This window comes from Staphylococcus pragensis (assembly GCF_004785665.1).
Taxonomy (GTDB): domain Bacteria; phylum Bacillota; class Bacilli; order Staphylococcales; family Staphylococcaceae; genus Staphylococcus; species Staphylococcus pragensis.
This window is the reverse complement of record NZ_SRPJ01000006.1, coordinates 26,561-42,475: the sequence shown is the minus strand read 5'-3', so window position 1 is coordinate 42,475 and position 15,915 is coordinate 26,561. Positions and strand designations below refer to the sequence as shown.

At 32.1% G+C, this 15,915-nt stretch carries 14 protein-coding genes, 1 pseudogene and 1 riboswitch; of the genes and pseudogenes, 1 reads left to right on the top strand and 14 read right to left on the bottom strand.

What is annotated here, in order from left to right:
* Positions 1-118: 118 nt before the first annotated feature.
* The 7 genes and pseudogenes from E2558_RS09875 to E2558_RS12370 all read right to left on the bottom strand — a co-directional run bounded on the left by E2558_RS09875 (position 119) and on the right by E2558_RS12370 (position 6,783).
* The gene (locus tag E2558_RS09875; protein ID WP_126565699.1) at positions 119-1,444 is read right to left on the bottom strand and encodes a DUF4064 domain-containing protein; all 1,326 of its coding nucleotides are present in this window, start codon (positions 1,442-1,444) and stop codon (positions 119-121) included.
* 90 nt (positions 1,445-1,534) lie between these two features.
* Positions 1,535-3,526, bottom strand: coding sequence for an FtsX-like permease family protein (locus tag E2558_RS09870; protein WP_126565700.1), 1,992 nt, complete (start codon positions 3,524-3,526; stop codon positions 1,535-1,537).
* A 1-nt stretch (position 3,527) separates the two neighbouring features.
* Positions 3,528-4,277, bottom strand: a complete 750-nt coding sequence (locus E2558_RS09865) for an ABC transporter ATP-binding protein (protein WP_126565701.1) — start codon at positions 4,275-4,277, stop codon at positions 3,528-3,530.
* Positions 4,278-4,698: 421 nt separating this feature from the next.
* On the bottom strand, positions 4,699-5,595 hold the full coding sequence (locus tag E2558_RS09860) for a sensor histidine kinase (protein WP_126565702.1): 897 nt from the start codon (positions 5,593-5,595) through the stop codon (positions 4,699-4,701).
* Between the two features lie 5 nt (positions 5,596-5,600).
* Positions 5,601-6,265: pseudogene (locus E2558_RS09855) on the bottom strand (response regulator transcription factor).
* A gap of 41 nt (positions 6,266-6,306) precedes the next feature.
* On the bottom strand, positions 6,307-6,471 hold the full coding sequence (locus E2558_RS12375) for a hypothetical protein (protein WP_168210243.1): 165 nt from the start codon (positions 6,469-6,471) through the stop codon (positions 6,307-6,309).
* Between the two features lie 141 nt (positions 6,472-6,612).
* Entirely contained in the window at positions 6,613-6,783 is a 171-nt protein-coding gene (locus E2558_RS12370) for a hypothetical protein (RefSeq protein WP_168210242.1), read from the bottom strand.
* A 73-nt stretch (positions 6,784-6,856) separates the two neighbouring features.
* A riboswitch (SAM riboswitch) is annotated at positions 6,857-6,957 on the bottom strand.
* Positions 6,958-7,172: 215 nt separating this feature from the next.
* Between E2558_RS12370 and E2558_RS09850 the strand changes: the two genes are divergently transcribed.
* Complete coding sequence (locus E2558_RS09850; RefSeq protein ID WP_126565704.1) at positions 7,173-8,642, top strand: alkaline phosphatase; 1,470 nt, start codon at positions 7,173-7,175, stop codon at positions 8,640-8,642.
* A gap of 106 nt (positions 8,643-8,748) precedes the next feature.
* Here E2558_RS09850 and E2558_RS09845 read toward each other — a convergent pair whose 3' ends face one another.
* The 7 genes from E2558_RS09845 to E2558_RS09815 form a co-directional block, all read right to left on the bottom strand.
* On the bottom strand, positions 8,749-9,693 hold the full coding sequence (locus tag E2558_RS09845) for an LCP family protein (protein WP_126565705.1): 945 nt from the start codon (positions 9,691-9,693) through the stop codon (positions 8,749-8,751).
* A 15-nt stretch (positions 9,694-9,708) separates the two neighbouring features.
* Positions 9,709-10,839: a DegT/DnrJ/EryC1/StrS family aminotransferase gene (locus tag E2558_RS09840; protein ID WP_126565706.1), complete on the bottom strand. Its 1,131-nt coding sequence runs from the start codon at positions 10,837-10,839 to the stop codon at positions 9,709-9,711.
* 76 nt (positions 10,840-10,915) lie between these two features.
* Complete coding sequence (locus E2558_RS09835; protein WP_126565707.1) at positions 10,916-11,539, bottom strand: acetyltransferase; 624 nt, start codon at positions 11,537-11,539, stop codon at positions 10,916-10,918.
* Positions 11,536-12,132: a sugar transferase gene (locus tag E2558_RS09830; protein ID WP_126565708.1), complete on the bottom strand. Its 597-nt coding sequence runs from the start codon at positions 12,130-12,132 to the stop codon at positions 11,536-11,538. Before E2558_RS09830 ends, E2558_RS09835 begins: the two co-directional genes overlap by 4 nt.
* Before the next feature lie 18 nt (positions 12,133-12,150).
* Positions 12,151-13,356, bottom strand: a complete 1,206-nt coding sequence (locus E2558_RS09825; protein ID WP_168210241.1) for a glycosyltransferase family 4 protein — start codon at positions 13,354-13,356, stop codon at positions 12,151-12,153.
* Positions 13,357-13,429: 73 nt separating this feature from the next.
* Positions 13,430-14,557, bottom strand: coding sequence for a non-hydrolyzing UDP-N-acetylglucosamine 2-epimerase (wecB, locus tag E2558_RS09820; RefSeq protein WP_126565710.1), 1,128 nt, complete (start codon positions 14,555-14,557; stop codon positions 13,430-13,432).
* A gap of 43 nt (positions 14,558-14,600) precedes the next feature.
* On the bottom strand, positions 14,601-15,872 hold the full coding sequence (locus tag E2558_RS09815; protein WP_126565711.1) for a nucleotide sugar dehydrogenase: 1,272 nt from the start codon (positions 15,870-15,872) through the stop codon (positions 14,601-14,603).
* Positions 15,873-15,915: the final 43 nt, after the last annotated feature.

Sequence of the window (15,915 nt, the reverse complement as noted above, 5' to 3'; positions counted from 1 at the left end):
ATAATAGAAATTAACGTATAAAGGCGATGATGCTAACTTAGGAGCACCATCGCCTTATTTAATTCATATAAAAAAGCGAACCTGAAAGACAGGCTCGCTCCTTTACTGATAACAACACTTAATATTTGTAAGGGTCATTATCTTTCTTATCTTGTAATTTTTTAGCTTCATCTTTTAAGAAATCATCGTTATGGTGTTCCTTTTCAAGATCTTTATTTAAGCCAATTGAATCATTATTATTATTGTGATTATATCTATCACTACGACGATAGTTGTTATCGTTGTCATGATGATTATCTTCATCATTCGTTAATGTTCTACCAATATTATTATGATCATCGTTACCGTTATCTGCTGACCACTCTACATCATTACGACGATTAAAGTCATCATCAAAATGGTTTAAATCATCACGGTGATTTGATGAACGATACTCATGACGGTCTGTATCATGGTTATAATTACGGTCATCGTCACGACGGTAACCATTATCATCATATAAATGGTCACGATTATGACGCTCATTGTCATTGCTATGACTAGAATTATGACTGCCCTCATGTACATCGTGTTCATCATCGTTTGAATAATGTTCTTTAATATAGTCCTGTTCTTTAGCTTTATCTTCTTCATCTAAAATGAAGGCATTGTTACTAGCATTTACATCTTTACGATCACTATCATGTCTGTCATGGTTGTCTCTATCGTTACGATTATCATTTCTATCATTGTGGTAATCATTGCCATGTTGACCTTGATTTGTCACGTTAGCATAACCACTGTTTTGGTTGTCATGATTGTTGCGACGACTGTCATCATTATTATCATGATGATGATTGTAATCATCTCTATTATGACCTTGATTAGTTACATTCGCATAACCATTATTTCGGTTGTTATTGTCGTTATCGTAACTATTGTTACGATTGTCATAACGGTTGTCACGGTGGTTATCATAGTGATTATTACCATAATAATTGTTGTCATGATCATTATGTTTTTTAGCTTTTCTTACTAATAACATAATACCTGCGATTAACCATAAGATAGCGCTAATCCAGTTTGTTGCTAGCGCTAAAACACCTGCGATAAGAATTAAAATACCTGCAACTTTATGTTTTTTACTAATTAAAAAGCCACCAATAATTGCTAAGATTAAAGGAATAATTGAACCCCAAGTAAGGAAATCAATAAATTTACTTAACGCATTAACACCGTTATTAATTTCATTTGTTGATACTTGGTTACCTTGTCTTTGTGTTTCAGTTATGACTTGTTCTCGGAAATCTCCATTCCCTACGAAAGGACGAATTAATAGAAATACAATTGCAAGTAACGCTTGAATTGCTACACCGACCCAAGTCAGTATGTGTTCACCAATTCGGCTCACTTTGTTATGTTCATGTCCGTTCTTCGTTGAATAATCATATGTTTGATTCGCCATAATTACGCCTCCTTTTTTTGTCCTATACCCTGATGACAATGACGTTACTCTTATTTTTTGAAAAGTATCCCCAATTTCCTTTTCAAAAAATTAAAACTGGCGATGGACAATGAGGTAGTAAATGCGAGACGTAACCCAATACATCAAGGCGTAAATAGCGATAACCGTGATAAATACACCAATATAACTTGTCGCGAATTCACCCATATTCGTTATGCTTAAAATACCTAATAGAGTAAAAATATATTTAAATGCGACTGCGACATGAACCATCGCTACTAAAATTGGTAAAGCAAAAATCCAAATAATTTGATGATTGATGGTCGATTTAATACGTTCGTCTTCGATTCCGACTTTCTTCATAATTTGATAATTACGACGATCTTCATAACCTTCTGCAATATTTTTATAATACATCATCAAGAAAGTACCGAGCAGCAATATAATTGAAACAATGATACCAATAAATATCAATCCACCATTTAATTCATATAACATGGTTGCCGTTTCATCTCTACTTTGAATATCAACTTTATATTTGTCCTCTAAATGATTCATTATTTTATTAAAATGAGAAACATCCTTAGTCATAATATTAAAATTAATAAATGTCGTTTCATAAGTACTAAGATGACGACTTGATGAATAAAGTCCATCCATATAATAATTTGCTATTTGATTGTAACGTTGATCACTCGGCGTTATGACCATTAACCCTTCTGGCATCTGATACGTATAGCTAAGCTCGTCTACTTGTTTCGCTTTAAATTGAGTATCCATTAAGTTAATCTTTTTTAATTTTTTTAATATCAGACTAGAACTAGCTAGGCCTACTTCATTGTCATTTAAGTTCACTTTATGGGTAGCTACCTTATTATAATCCTCTTGAGTCATCAATATTAAATAAGGATTACTAATGTGAAATCTTGCTGTATTCGTTTCTTCTTTATTAAATGTATTAGGAGACTGATACGTACTAGCAATCATAGCTACTGGAATCTCTTTAAAGAAATCTATTTTTGCGTTATTTTTAATCTCATGCTTTAAACCATGTACTTTATGTTGTACCGTCTTATCCGTTTTCACATTACCTTGAACTGAAATCTTATATTGATCAGGCATCAATGTAGTGATACGTTGATCTATACCACGATATGTTGTAATCGTCATGCCCAAAGTGACGATTAAAAATGTGCATAGGATAGAAATACTCGCGAGTCCGATAGCATTTGTATTAATTCGAGACCTTAAACCAGAAATAACGAAAAAGTATTTCGGATGATAATATAGTTTCGGAATTTTTTGTAGCCATTCAAGTAATAAAACGCCTAATGAGATAAATAAACAATAGGTTCCTAACATGACTAGAAAGACGGCATTAAACAGTTGAAAAATTGATTGTGTTAATAACGCATCACTTAACGCAATGTTATAGCTTACAGCTATTGCAATAATACCAATAACTAATAATATATAGAGAATAGGTTTAGGCAACCGCTTCTCCGTTACTTGTTGTTGTTGAATTAACTTAATCGGACTTTGAAATAATACTCTAATATTGTTCATTATAAATAAAAATAACATCAACCCTGCTAACATTAATAATGTAATAAGCATCGATGTAGTGTTAAATGGGTAGTCTATCAACGACATATTGGTTTGGTGTAGCAATTTATTTAACAACATAAAGGTTAAGGCGCCGAACAAATAGCCCCCTGAAATACTTAGTATGCCGACAACGATATATTGATAAACCATTTCTACCAACATAATAAGCTGGAAATGTTTCTTCTCCATACCTAATATCATATACATGGCTAGTTCTCGTTGACACCGTTTCATCATGAATCGATTCGCATACAAAATAAATATGAAACCTAATACACTCATAAAGAAGTTACCTATCGCTATAAACGCCGGTAATGTGTCACTTCGATGTTGAACGTAATCATTCATGTACAAAGATAGTAGTATAAATTCAATTCCAAATATCACACTTAGCGCCAGTATAAACGGTATCATGACATGTCGTTGCATTTTGAAGTTTTGACCAACCATTGTCCATAGCATACGAAATGGCATCTCAATCACCTCTTTCATTCAGAATAGCTAAACTATCTGCAATACGCTTCTGGAAATCTTGTTGCGATTCCTCTCCACGATAAATTTCATGATATAAACGTCCATCTTTAATAAACAATACGCGCTTTGCATAAGAGGCATCCACTGCAGAATGTGTCACCATTAAGATGGTTTGATGATTGTCATTAATTTTTCTGAAAAGATTCATAATATTCTTCGAAGTCTTTGAATCTAGCGCGCCAGTTGGTTCATCGGCAAGTAACAAATTGGGTTCATTCATGAGCGCTCGTCCAATAGCAATACGTTGCTGTTCTCCGCCAGAAATTTGATATGGATATTTATCTAGTAATTTCTCAATACCGAGTTCCGTACTGATTTGGTTTAAACGCTGTTCCATAATTTTATGAGAACGATTAGCTAAGACAAGTGGCATGAGTATGTTATCTTTATTAGTCATAGTTGGTAGGACATTAAAGTCTTGGAAGACGAAGCCTAAATTATCACGACGGAAGTGTGCAATTTGTTTGTTACGTAATTTGCGGATGTCTTGGTTGTTGATGGTAATAACGCCTTCTGTGGCTTTATCGAATGTGGCGATGAGGTTAAGGAGTGTGGATTTACCTGAGCCTGATTCACCCATGATGGCGACGAATTCGCCGTTATCTACAGTTAGGGAAATGCCGTTGAGGGCTGTGGTTGCATTTAATCCTCTGCCGAATGTTTTCTTTATATTTTTCACGTCTAATAACATGTCTTCATTCTTCCTTTCTTTGAAAATGATTTTTGATATGTATATATAACTGTCACTCATTCTGTTGTGTGCTTGCCTAGGGGATGGGTTGAGCCTTGGTCTTATAAAGCAGTTCTTAGGTAGATATTTACTTGTTTAAGTTGTGCGCTTTCCTGTGGGAAAGGCTCGTGCCTGTAGTCACTCGACACTTTCTTTTCCACTAGGAGTCGTCACAACTACACTTCGTAATCTATCTTAGAACTACTTACTTAAGTATGAAAAGATTTAAATCAATTTACCCAAGAATCTCATTAATTTCTTCTATATTTAATAAACCTAAAACTAGAATATTTTCATGTTAATTCTATGATAAAACAAAAAAGGACCAACAACATTGATATTTTCTTACAAATGTTGTTGGCTGGCTTACAATTTTGAAAGTTTAGTTTGATTGTGGGAAATGAATGTGGAAGGTTGCTCCTGCTCCAAGTTCTGATTCGACATCCACTTTGTGATGGAGATGTTGTGAAATATGTTTCACGATAAAAAGGCCAATGCCACTTGATTGATCATTAAGACGACCATTATAACCTGAATACCCTTTATCGAATATTTTCGGCTGGTCAGCTTGGCTAATTCCCACGCCATTATCACGAATGGATAGTACTTTTGTATTGTTATCAAATGCAATCCAAATATCTTTTCCTCGGGCATATTTCAATGCATTATTTAGAATTTGTTCAATCATGATGCTACACCACTGGACATCGGTCAATACTTCATCTTCACAACGTTCATAATGAATTTTTGTTTTTTGATCTATAAATTGAATCGAATATTTCATAATTAATGGACGTACGAGTTCATTAATCGTTACTTTGGAAAAGGACATGTCCGTCTCTTCATTCATCAATTTTAAATAACTTAGCGCAAGACTCGTATAGTTATCAATTTGAATGATTTCCTGACGCATACGATTAACTACATTATCTTCATTACGTTCTAATAATAGCTTCGAAGCGGTAATCGGTGTCTTGATTTGATGAACCCATGTTAAGAAATAGTTCTCCACATTGGCTTGATACTCAGTTTGACTACTCTTAACTTGTTGTAATTCATCTTCAAGATGCTCGATGGTTTCTTTCATATTTTCTTGTTCTTTAAAGCCACTCAATTGAATCAGCCAATAAATAATCATGACAAATAAAATAATCGCCATACCTAACATGAACGCACTTAAAGGTAAGCTAAATAAAAAGAATATTAGTAGAAACAATAATATTATGGTAATCACGATGATAAGTTCATTTAATATTGATTTCATAAATGCTTTAAACATAACACTTACACCTTATATCCAACATTTTTCTTTGTTTCTATCAAATCTTTTACGCCAATCGATTGTAACTTCTTACGTAAACGTGTCATATTCACAGCAAGTGTATTATCATCAATGAAATTTTCTGATTCCCAACATTTTTCAATTAGAGACGTACGACTGACATATTTGCCTTCGTTACGAAATAGCATATGCAGAATTTGAAGTTCCGTAAAAGATAATTGCACAGATTCATCATTATGGTAAAGCGTCGCTTCATCAATAATCAATTTACAATCACGCACTATAATTTCATTATTGGAAACCGCTAAATCATACGTGCGTCTAGCAATGCTTGAATCTTTGCTACGGTTAAAGATAAGTTAAACGGCTTTTCGATAAAGTCATCGCCGCCCATTTGAATTGCCATGATCTGATCCATATTATCCGTACGTGAACTAATGAAGATAATCGGCACATTTGACGTCTTTCGAATTTCTTGGCACCAATGATAGCCATTAAACGTTGGTAAATTTATATCCAATAATACCAATTGCGGTTGATGGGTGTTAAATAAATCAAGAATATTATCAAACTGTTTCGCTACTACAACTTCGTAATTCCATTGAGATAGCTCACGTTCTAAGCTTTCTGCAATCACTAAGTCATCTTCCACAATAAGAACTTTCATATTGCTCACCTTTCGTAACTGAATTTCTACGTTTTAGTAAATTACTCTTTTTCTTTCTCATCATAATCTGGATTTGAGATTTTGTTTTTCTCTTTTTCCATTTCAGCTTTTTTCTCTTGTGTTTTTTTACTACGTTTTCTTTCTTCCCTAATTGATAATGCGATAAATCCTATAATCAATAATGGAGATAACATAATTAATATCACAGGTGTTCACCTCTATTTTTTTAATGATATTTGCTAATTACTTAGCCTCTATTTTACATCTTTTTCTTGAAAATGAATATGCATACAGTATGAGTCATATTAAAAACCCCATCACAACAGTATGATGAGGTTTGTAACCAATTACTTCCTATTTAATATATACTTTCTAATATCTTCAACCGTAATACTTTTGAAGATTTGATTTTTGACTTCTCCTATTTTACCTACTCGCAGCATACCACCACTATAACTTCTCGGTGAATAGTTCTCCCAGTAGTCTAATTGCTCAAATAGTTCTTTTAATGTTGCCATACGTTTTACCACCTTTTCAAAAAATTGGGTAAATAAAATAGCCCTCCTTAAATAAGAAGCGCTTCCAGACATCTTCTTATCTCTCAGGAATTCCTGTTGGATTTAGCACCTCACGATGAACGCAGTTGCTGGAGCTTCATAGGGCCAAGTCCCTCCACTCACTCTTAATAAGACGAACTATTTTATTTATAAATATTATAACCCACTTTCTTATTTCTGAAAAGGATTATGAAATTAATTCAAATGGAAAATATTATTAATTCTACAAATTAATAATTGTTTACAATACCTTTACTTAAAAATAACTTTATAATCATCTTAAATCAAATAAAGTTTCTTAATATAAATATGTAACAACTACTTTATACATATTAGGGGGCTTTTTAAAAATGAGTTTCATCAACAAATTTGGTAAAACTACTGTTGCAGGTTCAATTTTAGCTGCTTCTGTATTGGGAACTACACATGTTTCATTCGCATCTGGTGCGGGTGAAGGAAATCAAGGTCAACAAGGTGAAAATGGCGCTGTCGCGTTTGGTAACACTGAAAATCCTAAAAACGTTATCTTCATGGTTGGCGATGGTATGGGACCTTCTTATAACTCAGCTTACCGTTATTTCGCAGATAACCCAGACACTAAAGAATTAGATCAAACTGCATTCGATAAATATTTAAAAGGTACAAACCGTACAAATCCAGACGACCCTAAAGAAAACGTAACTGACTCAGCTGCAGGTGGTACTGCTTTCGCAACTGGTCACAAAACTTATAACGGTGCTATCTCAGTAGACACTAATAAAAATCCTGTTAAATCTGTATTAGAACAAGCTAAAGAAGATGGTAAATCAACTGGTATCGTTACAACAGCCGAAGTAACTGATGCTACTCCAGCTGTTTATGCAGCTCACGTTGATAGCCGTGATAAAAAAGATGAAATCGCTCAACAATTCTTTAACGATAAAATTAATGGCCAACACAAAGCAGACGTTATCTTAGGTGGCGGTTCTAAATACTTCGGTAAAGAAAATGGTAACTTAACTGAGAAATTCCAACAAGACGGTTACGATTATGTCACTAATAAAGATGAATTAGCAAACTCTCAAAGCGATCAAGTATTAGGTTTATTCTCTGAAAAAGATATGCCATTACAAATCGATGCACCTCAAGAAAATCCATTATTAGTTGATATGGAAAATAGTGCATTATCTAAATTAGAAAAAAATAACAAAGGCTTCTTCTTAATGGTAGAAGGTGCGTCAATCGACAAATCTGGCCACCCTAACGACATCACTGGTGTTATGTCAGAAATGAGCGGTTTCGAAAAAGCTTTCCAAAACGCTATCGATTACGCAAATACACATAAAGATACTTTAGTTGTTGCTACAGCTGACCACTCAACTGGTGGTTTATCAATCGCTAAAGGTAAAGACTACGTTTGGAATCCTGAAGCAATTCATAAAATGAAACACTCTGGTAGCTACATGACAAAACAAATTGCTGAAGGTAAAGACCCTGAACAAGTTATCAATGATGGTTATGGAATCGACTTCCCTAGTGACCAATTAGATAAAGTTAAAGAAGCGGCGAAAGAATTAAAAGATGCTAAAGCTAATGCTAAAGACGACAAAGACCCTAAAGTCGCTGAAGCAACTACAAAATTACAAGATGCTATCCAAAAACCAATTAACGATGAATCTCACACTGGTTGGACTACATACGGCCACACAGGTGAAGACGTAAACACTTACGCACACGGTCCTGGTGAAGATAAATTCGCTGGTAACATGGACAACACTCAAAGCGCTAAAAACATCTTCGACTTCTTCGCAAATGACGTAGCAAGCCAACAAAACCAATAATATTTCATATTGAAACAGGCGCTCTCTTATGTGAGAGCGCCTGTTTTTAGTTTATATATATCAAAAAAGTGCTTCATCCACTATCGGATAAAGCACTCTTTGATGTTTAGTTAATTTCTAAATTGTCTTTAATTTTCTTTTCAACTTCATTCATGCTATTTTTATCTGGATAGAAGTAATATAATCCATCGTCGCCAACTTTATTTTGCCCGTCAATTGTTAAACGTTCAACATTATCTTGAGCTTTGTCGTAATCAGATTTGAAACTATTTAACTGTACAAAGCTTAAGTCAGTTTTCAAGTTATCTTGAGCTGCTTTAAAGATACCATTTAATTTAGTAATAGAGTTAATTGAGAATGCTTCTTTAGCTACTGCAGTAATGACTTGTTGCTGACGTAATTGACGACCTTCGTCTCCTCCAGCCCCTTCATCTTTACGACTTCTCATATATGCTAAAGCTTCTTCTCCATCCATATTATATTCTTTACCTTGTTCAAATTTGTAGTCTTTTTTTGAATCTGTAGTATTAAACGTTGCATTACTTGCTACAGTCACTCCACCTATTTCATCAACTACTGTTTTAACACCATCCATATTTATAGCTATGTAATGATCTACTGGTACATTCATTAATTTTTCCAATGAATTAACAGCCATTTTGGGTCCACCGTAAGCATAAGCATGATTAATCTTTTCAGTAGTATTTCTACCTACCATTTCAGCTCGCGTATCTCTGGGTACACTTACCATTACAGTTTTTTTATCTTTAGGATTAATAGACATTAATACAATCGAATCACTTCTTTGACCCATATTTTCTTGATGTCGTCTAGAATCATCATCAATACCATAAAGCACTACTGTCATTGGGTCCCCATCTTTTAATGATTTCTGTCTTAGTTGGGAATGATCTCTATTAAGAGGGTGATTAATAGAATTGTTCAATGAATGAAGTTTCGAAAAAACAAATATTCCTGCAGCAATAATAAGAACAATTAATACAATTAAAATTGTAATAATTACTTTAAAAGCTGTTGATTTTTTCTTCATTTATCATCACTCTTTTTATAAACTTTTAATTATTTCAATTACGCGTTCTTGTTGTTCATTCGTTATATCAGAACCTGAAGGTAAACATACTCCATGTTCAAATAAATATGCACTATTATCCTTGTTTTCAGCAATATAATCATAAGACTCAAAATATGGTTGCAAGTGCATTGGTTTCCAAACTGGACGTGCTTCAATATTATTTTCTAGCAATGTTTCTATTAATTTTAATGCGGTGAAATTTGTTTTACTTTCATCAATTGTTAAAGCTGTTAACCAACGATTTGACCTAGAATTAGGTAATTCAGGTTGGAATTTAAAACCATCAATGTCACCAAATGCTTTATTATATTTATCGAAAATTTCACGTCGACGTTTAACACGTTGATCTAAAATTTCCATTTGTCCTCTACCTATTCCTGCAGAAATATTACTTAATCGATAATTAAAGCCTAATTCGCTATGTTGATAATGTAAGGCTTTATCTCTTGACTGGGTTGATAAGAATAACGCATGTGCTATGCTTTTTTCATCATTAGAAATTAGCATACCTCCACCACTAGTAGTTATAATTTTATTACCATTAAATGAGTAAATACCAAATTTACCAAAAGTACCACTTTTTTTTCCTTTATATTCTGCGCCAAGTGATTCTGCAGCGTCTTCAATAAGAATTGAACCATATTGATCACAAATCTCTTTAATTTCATCCATTTTAGCAGATTGACCATATAGATTAACAGATACTACAGCTTTAGGTTTGATGCCTCTTTCAGCATATTTCTCAAACGCTTTACGCAAAGCTATAGGTGACATGTTCCAAGTATCCATATCTGAATCAATAAAGACAGGTATAGCATCTTGATAAATTATTGGATTAGCCGAAGCACTAAAAGTTAATGAACTACAAAATACAACATCACCTTTTCGTACACCACTCTCAATTAAAGCTAAATGAATAGCAGCTGTTCCGCTTGTCAATGCTAAAGCAGATTTAATTCCAGTGTAATTTTTTACGCTATTTTCAAATTCAGTTACATTTTCTCCTAAAGGTGCTACCCAATTTTTTTCAAATGCATCATGGATATAATCAAGTTCTGTACCTCCCATGTGAGGTCTTGATAAAAAGATTCTTTCATTTTCCATTCAAATCTACTCCTTAAATCTAAATTCATTATATTTTATATTCGAAAAGTTTATTATTACTAACAAATATTAGTCATTAGATTTCTTTTTTCACTTTCGCTGGACTGCCTACGACTAATTTATTATCTGGAACATTGTTCACCACTGTAGCACCAGCTCCAACTAAACAATTTTTACCAATTTGTATACATGGAATTAGGCAAGCACCAGCTCCAATTTGTGTACCTTCATTGATTATTGATCCTCCAGTAAGAGTTGAGTTTGGAGAGATATGGACAAAATCATTTATATTAATATCATGTCCTACACTTGCTAATGTATTTATAATGCATTGATTACCAATATTTGTACTAGCATTAATAACCGCATTTCCCATAACAACAGTGCCATGACCTATATGTACATCTGAACCTATGACAACAGATGGATGAATTAAGGTTACATACTTTTCTTTAGGCAAGTTTAAAGTTTCATAAATCTTTTTTCTAATTTTGTTATTCCCTATTGCAATAAAAAAATGATATTCTTTTACATATTTTTTAAAATTACTGATACTATCATATATTAATCCATTAGAAACTTCTTTATGTTCAAATTTTTGATCTAAATAACCACAAAGCTTACAATCATCAGATAATTTAATAATATCTGCTATAACTTTAGAATGTCCCCCATTACCTATTAATATCACTTTTTTCATTTTTTATTTCCCTCAAATCTCTTCATAGAAACTGTCTCACTTGCATTTATGTCTTTTCTTTTTAAAACATTTAAAATTGTTTTATAAAGTATATAAATATCCAATTTTAGAGATTGATTTTCGACGTATAATACGTCCAATTTAAATTTTTGTTCCCAAGAAATAGCATTTCTACCATTTATTTGGGCCCAACCTGTTATACCAGGTTTAACATCGTGACGTTTTTTTTGTTCTTCATTGTAAAGAGATAAATATTCCATTAACAAAGGTCTAGGACCCACTAAACTTATATCACCTTTTAAAACATTAATAAGTTGTGGAATTTCATCGATGCTTGTTTTTCTTACTAATCTCCCAAAATCCGTCATCCTTTCAGAATTAGGAAGCAATTGACCTTTTTCATCTCTTGCATCAGTCATTGTTCTAAATTTGTAGATTTCAAAAGGTTTACCATTTATTCCTGGTCGTATCTGTTTAAACAGTACAGGTTTTCCTAGTTTTTTTGAGATAAGTATAGCAGTAGTCAATGTAATTGGCGCGGAAATAATTAATCCTATTGAACTTACTGATATATCTAGTAATCTTTTTAACATTTTTACACCTCGCAAACTTTAATAACGATAAATAAAGTCCATCATATTTTTTACGTTGTTTTCAATTTTAAAATAATTGTTGAACATTAATTTGGAATTATTACCCATCTTTGTTCGTAACTCATGATTATTAGAAATCTCGACAGCTTTATCGATAAAATTATCAACGTTGCCATCATTAATCCAATAGCCACATTGATTATTCACTATTTCTAAGCCAATATCTGTGTTAGGATCAGTCATAGCTAATATTGGTTTACTTAACATCAAATAACTTGATAATCTAGAAGGATAATTAGGTATAGTAAATCTCTTATCTAAGAAGATTAAACCTACATCGCTAACTTTTAACAGTTCATCGTAATCATTTTTTGGTAATTGATTAAAAATATGGACATTATCAATTTTTTCTCCATAATTTTGTATTTCAGCAAATTTTGTTCCACTTCCGACAATAACCAATTGCCCATTTTCAACTTTATTAAAGTTTTTTATTACTTCTTTAATATTTTCTGCTCCTTGTGGAGCTCCCAAATTTCCTCCATAAATGAATGTTACTTTATTAGTATTTAAGTTGTACTTGGTATATAATTTCTCTTTATTAATTTCAATTTCTTTTGAAGTATCATATAACGCGTTTCTAAATATATGAACTTTATTTTTATCAATAAATTTATTATGTTTAAGTATGAATTCTTTATTCTTCGGAGACATAACACCTATATAATCAGAAATTCTATAAGTTTTTTTCTCTTTAATTCTGAAAAAGCTATAAAAAGGACTAGTTTTCTTAAACATATTTAAATCTATAGCATTTTGTGGGAAAATATCTTTCAACATTAAATATGTGGTAGCATTATTACGTTTTTTCAAATTACTAATTAGGTTTGGAAACGTAATAGGTGGAGTAGAATAAAATATTGTGTCAAAATTCTCTTTACTATAAAATTTTTTTAAGGCTTTATCATATAAACTTTCAATTAATACTGTACTTATTCCTTTTTCAATTACATTCGTTTTTGTAATATTAGGAATTTTAACTCTTAAAATATTTATATTTTTAAATTCTTTAATATGAGTTTTACTTTTATTTCTTCTTTGTATTGGGGATACAACTAAAACTTTATCATAGTATTTACCTAACTCATTTATAAAATCATGATAAATTCCTGTTTCATTTATACTGTCCATTTCTTTGATAGTCAAAAAAATCGCACTTTTCATATTATCTCTCCTAAAAATTTTAGATAAATACACTTCCATACTAATTTCTTAGTATAGAAATGTATCTATTTATTTAAAAAGAGGTTGGCTTATCTGCTCTTAATTTAAAATAATATTCAATATTTTCACAAATACGTTTTGAAGCTTTACCATCACCATAAGGGTTGCTAGCTTTGCTCATTTTTAAATATTCATCTTTATTCTCTAATAAGTTTCTTGTTTCTTCTAAAACTGACTTAAAATCAGTACCAATTACTTTTAGGGTACCAGCTTGAACACCTTCAGGACGTTCAGTTGTATCTCGTAATACTAATACTGGTTTACCTAGAGAAGGGGCTTCTTCTTGTACGCCGCCTGAATCAGTCAGTATTAAATGAGATTGATTTGCGAAATTATGAAAATCTACTACATCGAGCGGTTCAATAAGCTCAATTCTCGAATGATTTTCTAAATACTTACTAGCAATATCTCTAACTTTAGGATTTTTATGCATAGGATAAACCACTACAATATCTTCATATTCATCCACTAGTCGTTTCACTGCTTTGAAAATATTATGCATTGGTTCTCCAGTATTTTCTCTTCTGTGAGCTGTTAATAAAATAATTTTCTTATCACTATGTTTTTGAAGAATATCTGAATGATAATCTTCTTTAATAGTTGTCTTCATTGCATCAATGGCAGTATTACCAGTAACTACAATACTTTCATCAGATTTATTTTCATTTCTCAAATTATCTGCAGCATTATTAGTTGGTGCAAAATTCAAATCTGCTAGATTTCCTACCATAACTCGATTCATTTCCTCGGGGAATGGTGAATACTTATTCCACGTTCTTAATCCCGCTTCAACATGACCTATAGGCGTTTGATTATAAAATGCAGTTAATCCACCTACAAATGTAGAAGTTGTATCTCCATGAACTAGTACCATGTCTGGTTGTTCTTTTTTTATTACTTCATCTAATTTAGTGGTAATTCTGGATGTAAGTTCAGCTAAAGTTTGGTTTGCTTTCATAATATTTAAGTCATGATCGGGTTTAACATCAAAAATTTGCAATACACTATCCAACATCTCTCTATGTTGAGCAGTAATTACAACAATTGGTTCAAGATTTTCATTTTTTTCTAACTCTTTTACTAAAGGCGCCATCTTGATTGCTTCAGGACGAGTTCCAAAAATAGTCATTATTTTCTTCATTTTATACCCCTTACATATTGAATATTGTAACTGTTATACTAAATTACTTTTTTAGTTCAATATTTTTAGTTTCATATAAATTGCCATAATTAAAGTAAGAAACCTTATCAAATTTAGACTTAACAACATTTTTTGTATCAAAAATGATTTTATTTTTCATATTTTCAAATTCACTATCATCAAACGATTTAAATTCTGAATGGTCAGTAAGTATTAAAACAAGTGATGAATCTTTAGTTGCTTTTTTAATATCTTTTTCTACAAAATCTAATTCTACGTGTGGATCATAAGCAGTTACTTCTAGATTTTCTTCCTGTAATAATTTATAAATATCAAATGCTGGTGATTCGCGAATATCATCTACATCCCCTTTATATGTTAGACCAAACACTGTAACTTTAGGATTATTTATTTCTGATAAAATACGTTTAACATTTTCAACTACATATTTAGGCATAGAACGGTTAATTTTTCGTCCAGTTTGAATTAATGGTGAGTTTTCAGGATCTTTAGCAATGATGAAATATGGATCCACTGCTAAACAGTGTCCCCCAACTCCTGGCCCTGGAGAATGAATATTTACACGTGGATGTTTATTAGCCATTTCAATAACATCTAAAACATTAATACCTAAATTATTACTAATTTTAGTTAATTCATTAGCCAATGAGATATTTAAATCACGATAAGTATTTTCCATTAGTTTACTCATTTCAGCAGTACGCGCATTCGTTTCAATCATTTCTCCCTTTACAAAAGTACTATATACACGTTTACCTGCTTCAACACAGTTTTGAGTGACACCACCAATAATTCGATTGTTGTACACTAATTCCTCTAAAATTTTTCCTGGTAAAACACGTTCTGGACAATGAACTAAATAAACGTCTTCACCAATAGTAAATCCTTCTTTTTCAATAAGAGGTTTTACATGATCATCCATTGTACGTGGTGCAATTGTAGACTCGACAATAATCGTATCTCCTTTTTTTAGAGAAGGAAGAATGCTATTTACTGCACTTAATACAATTGATATATCACAAGATTCATACTCATCATCATTATTTGGTGTTGGAACTGAAATGATGAAAGCATCGGCTTCTGCCGGTTTAGTTGATATTTTTAATTTTCCTTTGTCAAGTACTTCTTCAAAAACTTCTTGTAGTCCTGGTTCTTCAATATTCACCCTACCATTTTGTAAACTGTCAATTGTCTTTTGGTTAATATCTACACCTAATACATCTACACCGTGTTTTGCAAACATAATTGAAGTCGGTAATCCAATATATCCTAATCCTACTACTGTTAATTTCAATTTCAAATCCTCCATATTTAAAGTGTATTTTGTGTGTTTATTA

Bases quoted from the DNA above. Each gene is read 5' to 3' on its own strand.
- E2558_RS09870 (WP_126565700.1), bottom strand. From the start codon at position 3,526: ATGCCATTTCGTATGCTATGGACAATGGTTGGTCAAAACTTCAAAATG.
- E2558_RS09865 (WP_126565701.1), bottom strand. From the start codon at position 4,277: ATGTTATTAGACGTGAAAAATATAAAGAAAACATTCGGCAGAGGATTA.
- E2558_RS09840 (WP_126565706.1), bottom strand. From the start codon at position 10,839: ATGGAAAATGAAAGAATCTTTTTATCAAGACCTCACATGGGAGGTACA.
- E2558_RS09860 (WP_126565702.1), bottom strand. From the start codon at position 5,595: ATGTTTAAAGCATTTATGAAATCAATATTAAATGAACTTATCATCGTG.
- E2558_RS09850 (WP_126565704.1), top strand. From the start codon at position 7,173: ATGAGTTTCATCAACAAATTTGGTAAAACTACTGTTGCAGGTTCAATT.
- E2558_RS09830 (WP_126565708.1), bottom strand. From the start codon at position 12,132: ATGTTAAAAAGATTACTAGATATATCAGTAAGTTCAATAGGATTAATT.
- E2558_RS09845 (WP_126565705.1), bottom strand. From the start codon at position 9,693: ATGAAGAAAAAATCAACAGCTTTTAAAGTAATTATTACAATTTTAATT.
- E2558_RS09825 (WP_168210241.1), bottom strand. From the start codon at position 13,356: ATGAAAAGTGCGATTTTTTTGACTATCAAAGAAATGGACAGTATAAAT.
- E2558_RS12370 (WP_168210242.1), bottom strand. From the start codon at position 6,783: ATGGCAACATTAAAAGAACTATTTGAGCAATTAGACTACTGGGAGAAC.
- E2558_RS09835 (WP_126565707.1), bottom strand. From the start codon at position 11,539: ATGAAAAAAGTGATATTAATAGGTAATGGGGGACATTCTAAAGTTATA.
- E2558_RS09875 (WP_126565699.1), bottom strand. From the start codon at position 1,444: ATGGCGAATCAAACATATGATTATTCAACGAAGAACGGACATGAACAT.
- wecB (WP_126565710.1), bottom strand. From the start codon at position 14,557: ATGAAGAAAATAATGACTATTTTTGGAACTCGTCCTGAAGCAATCAAG.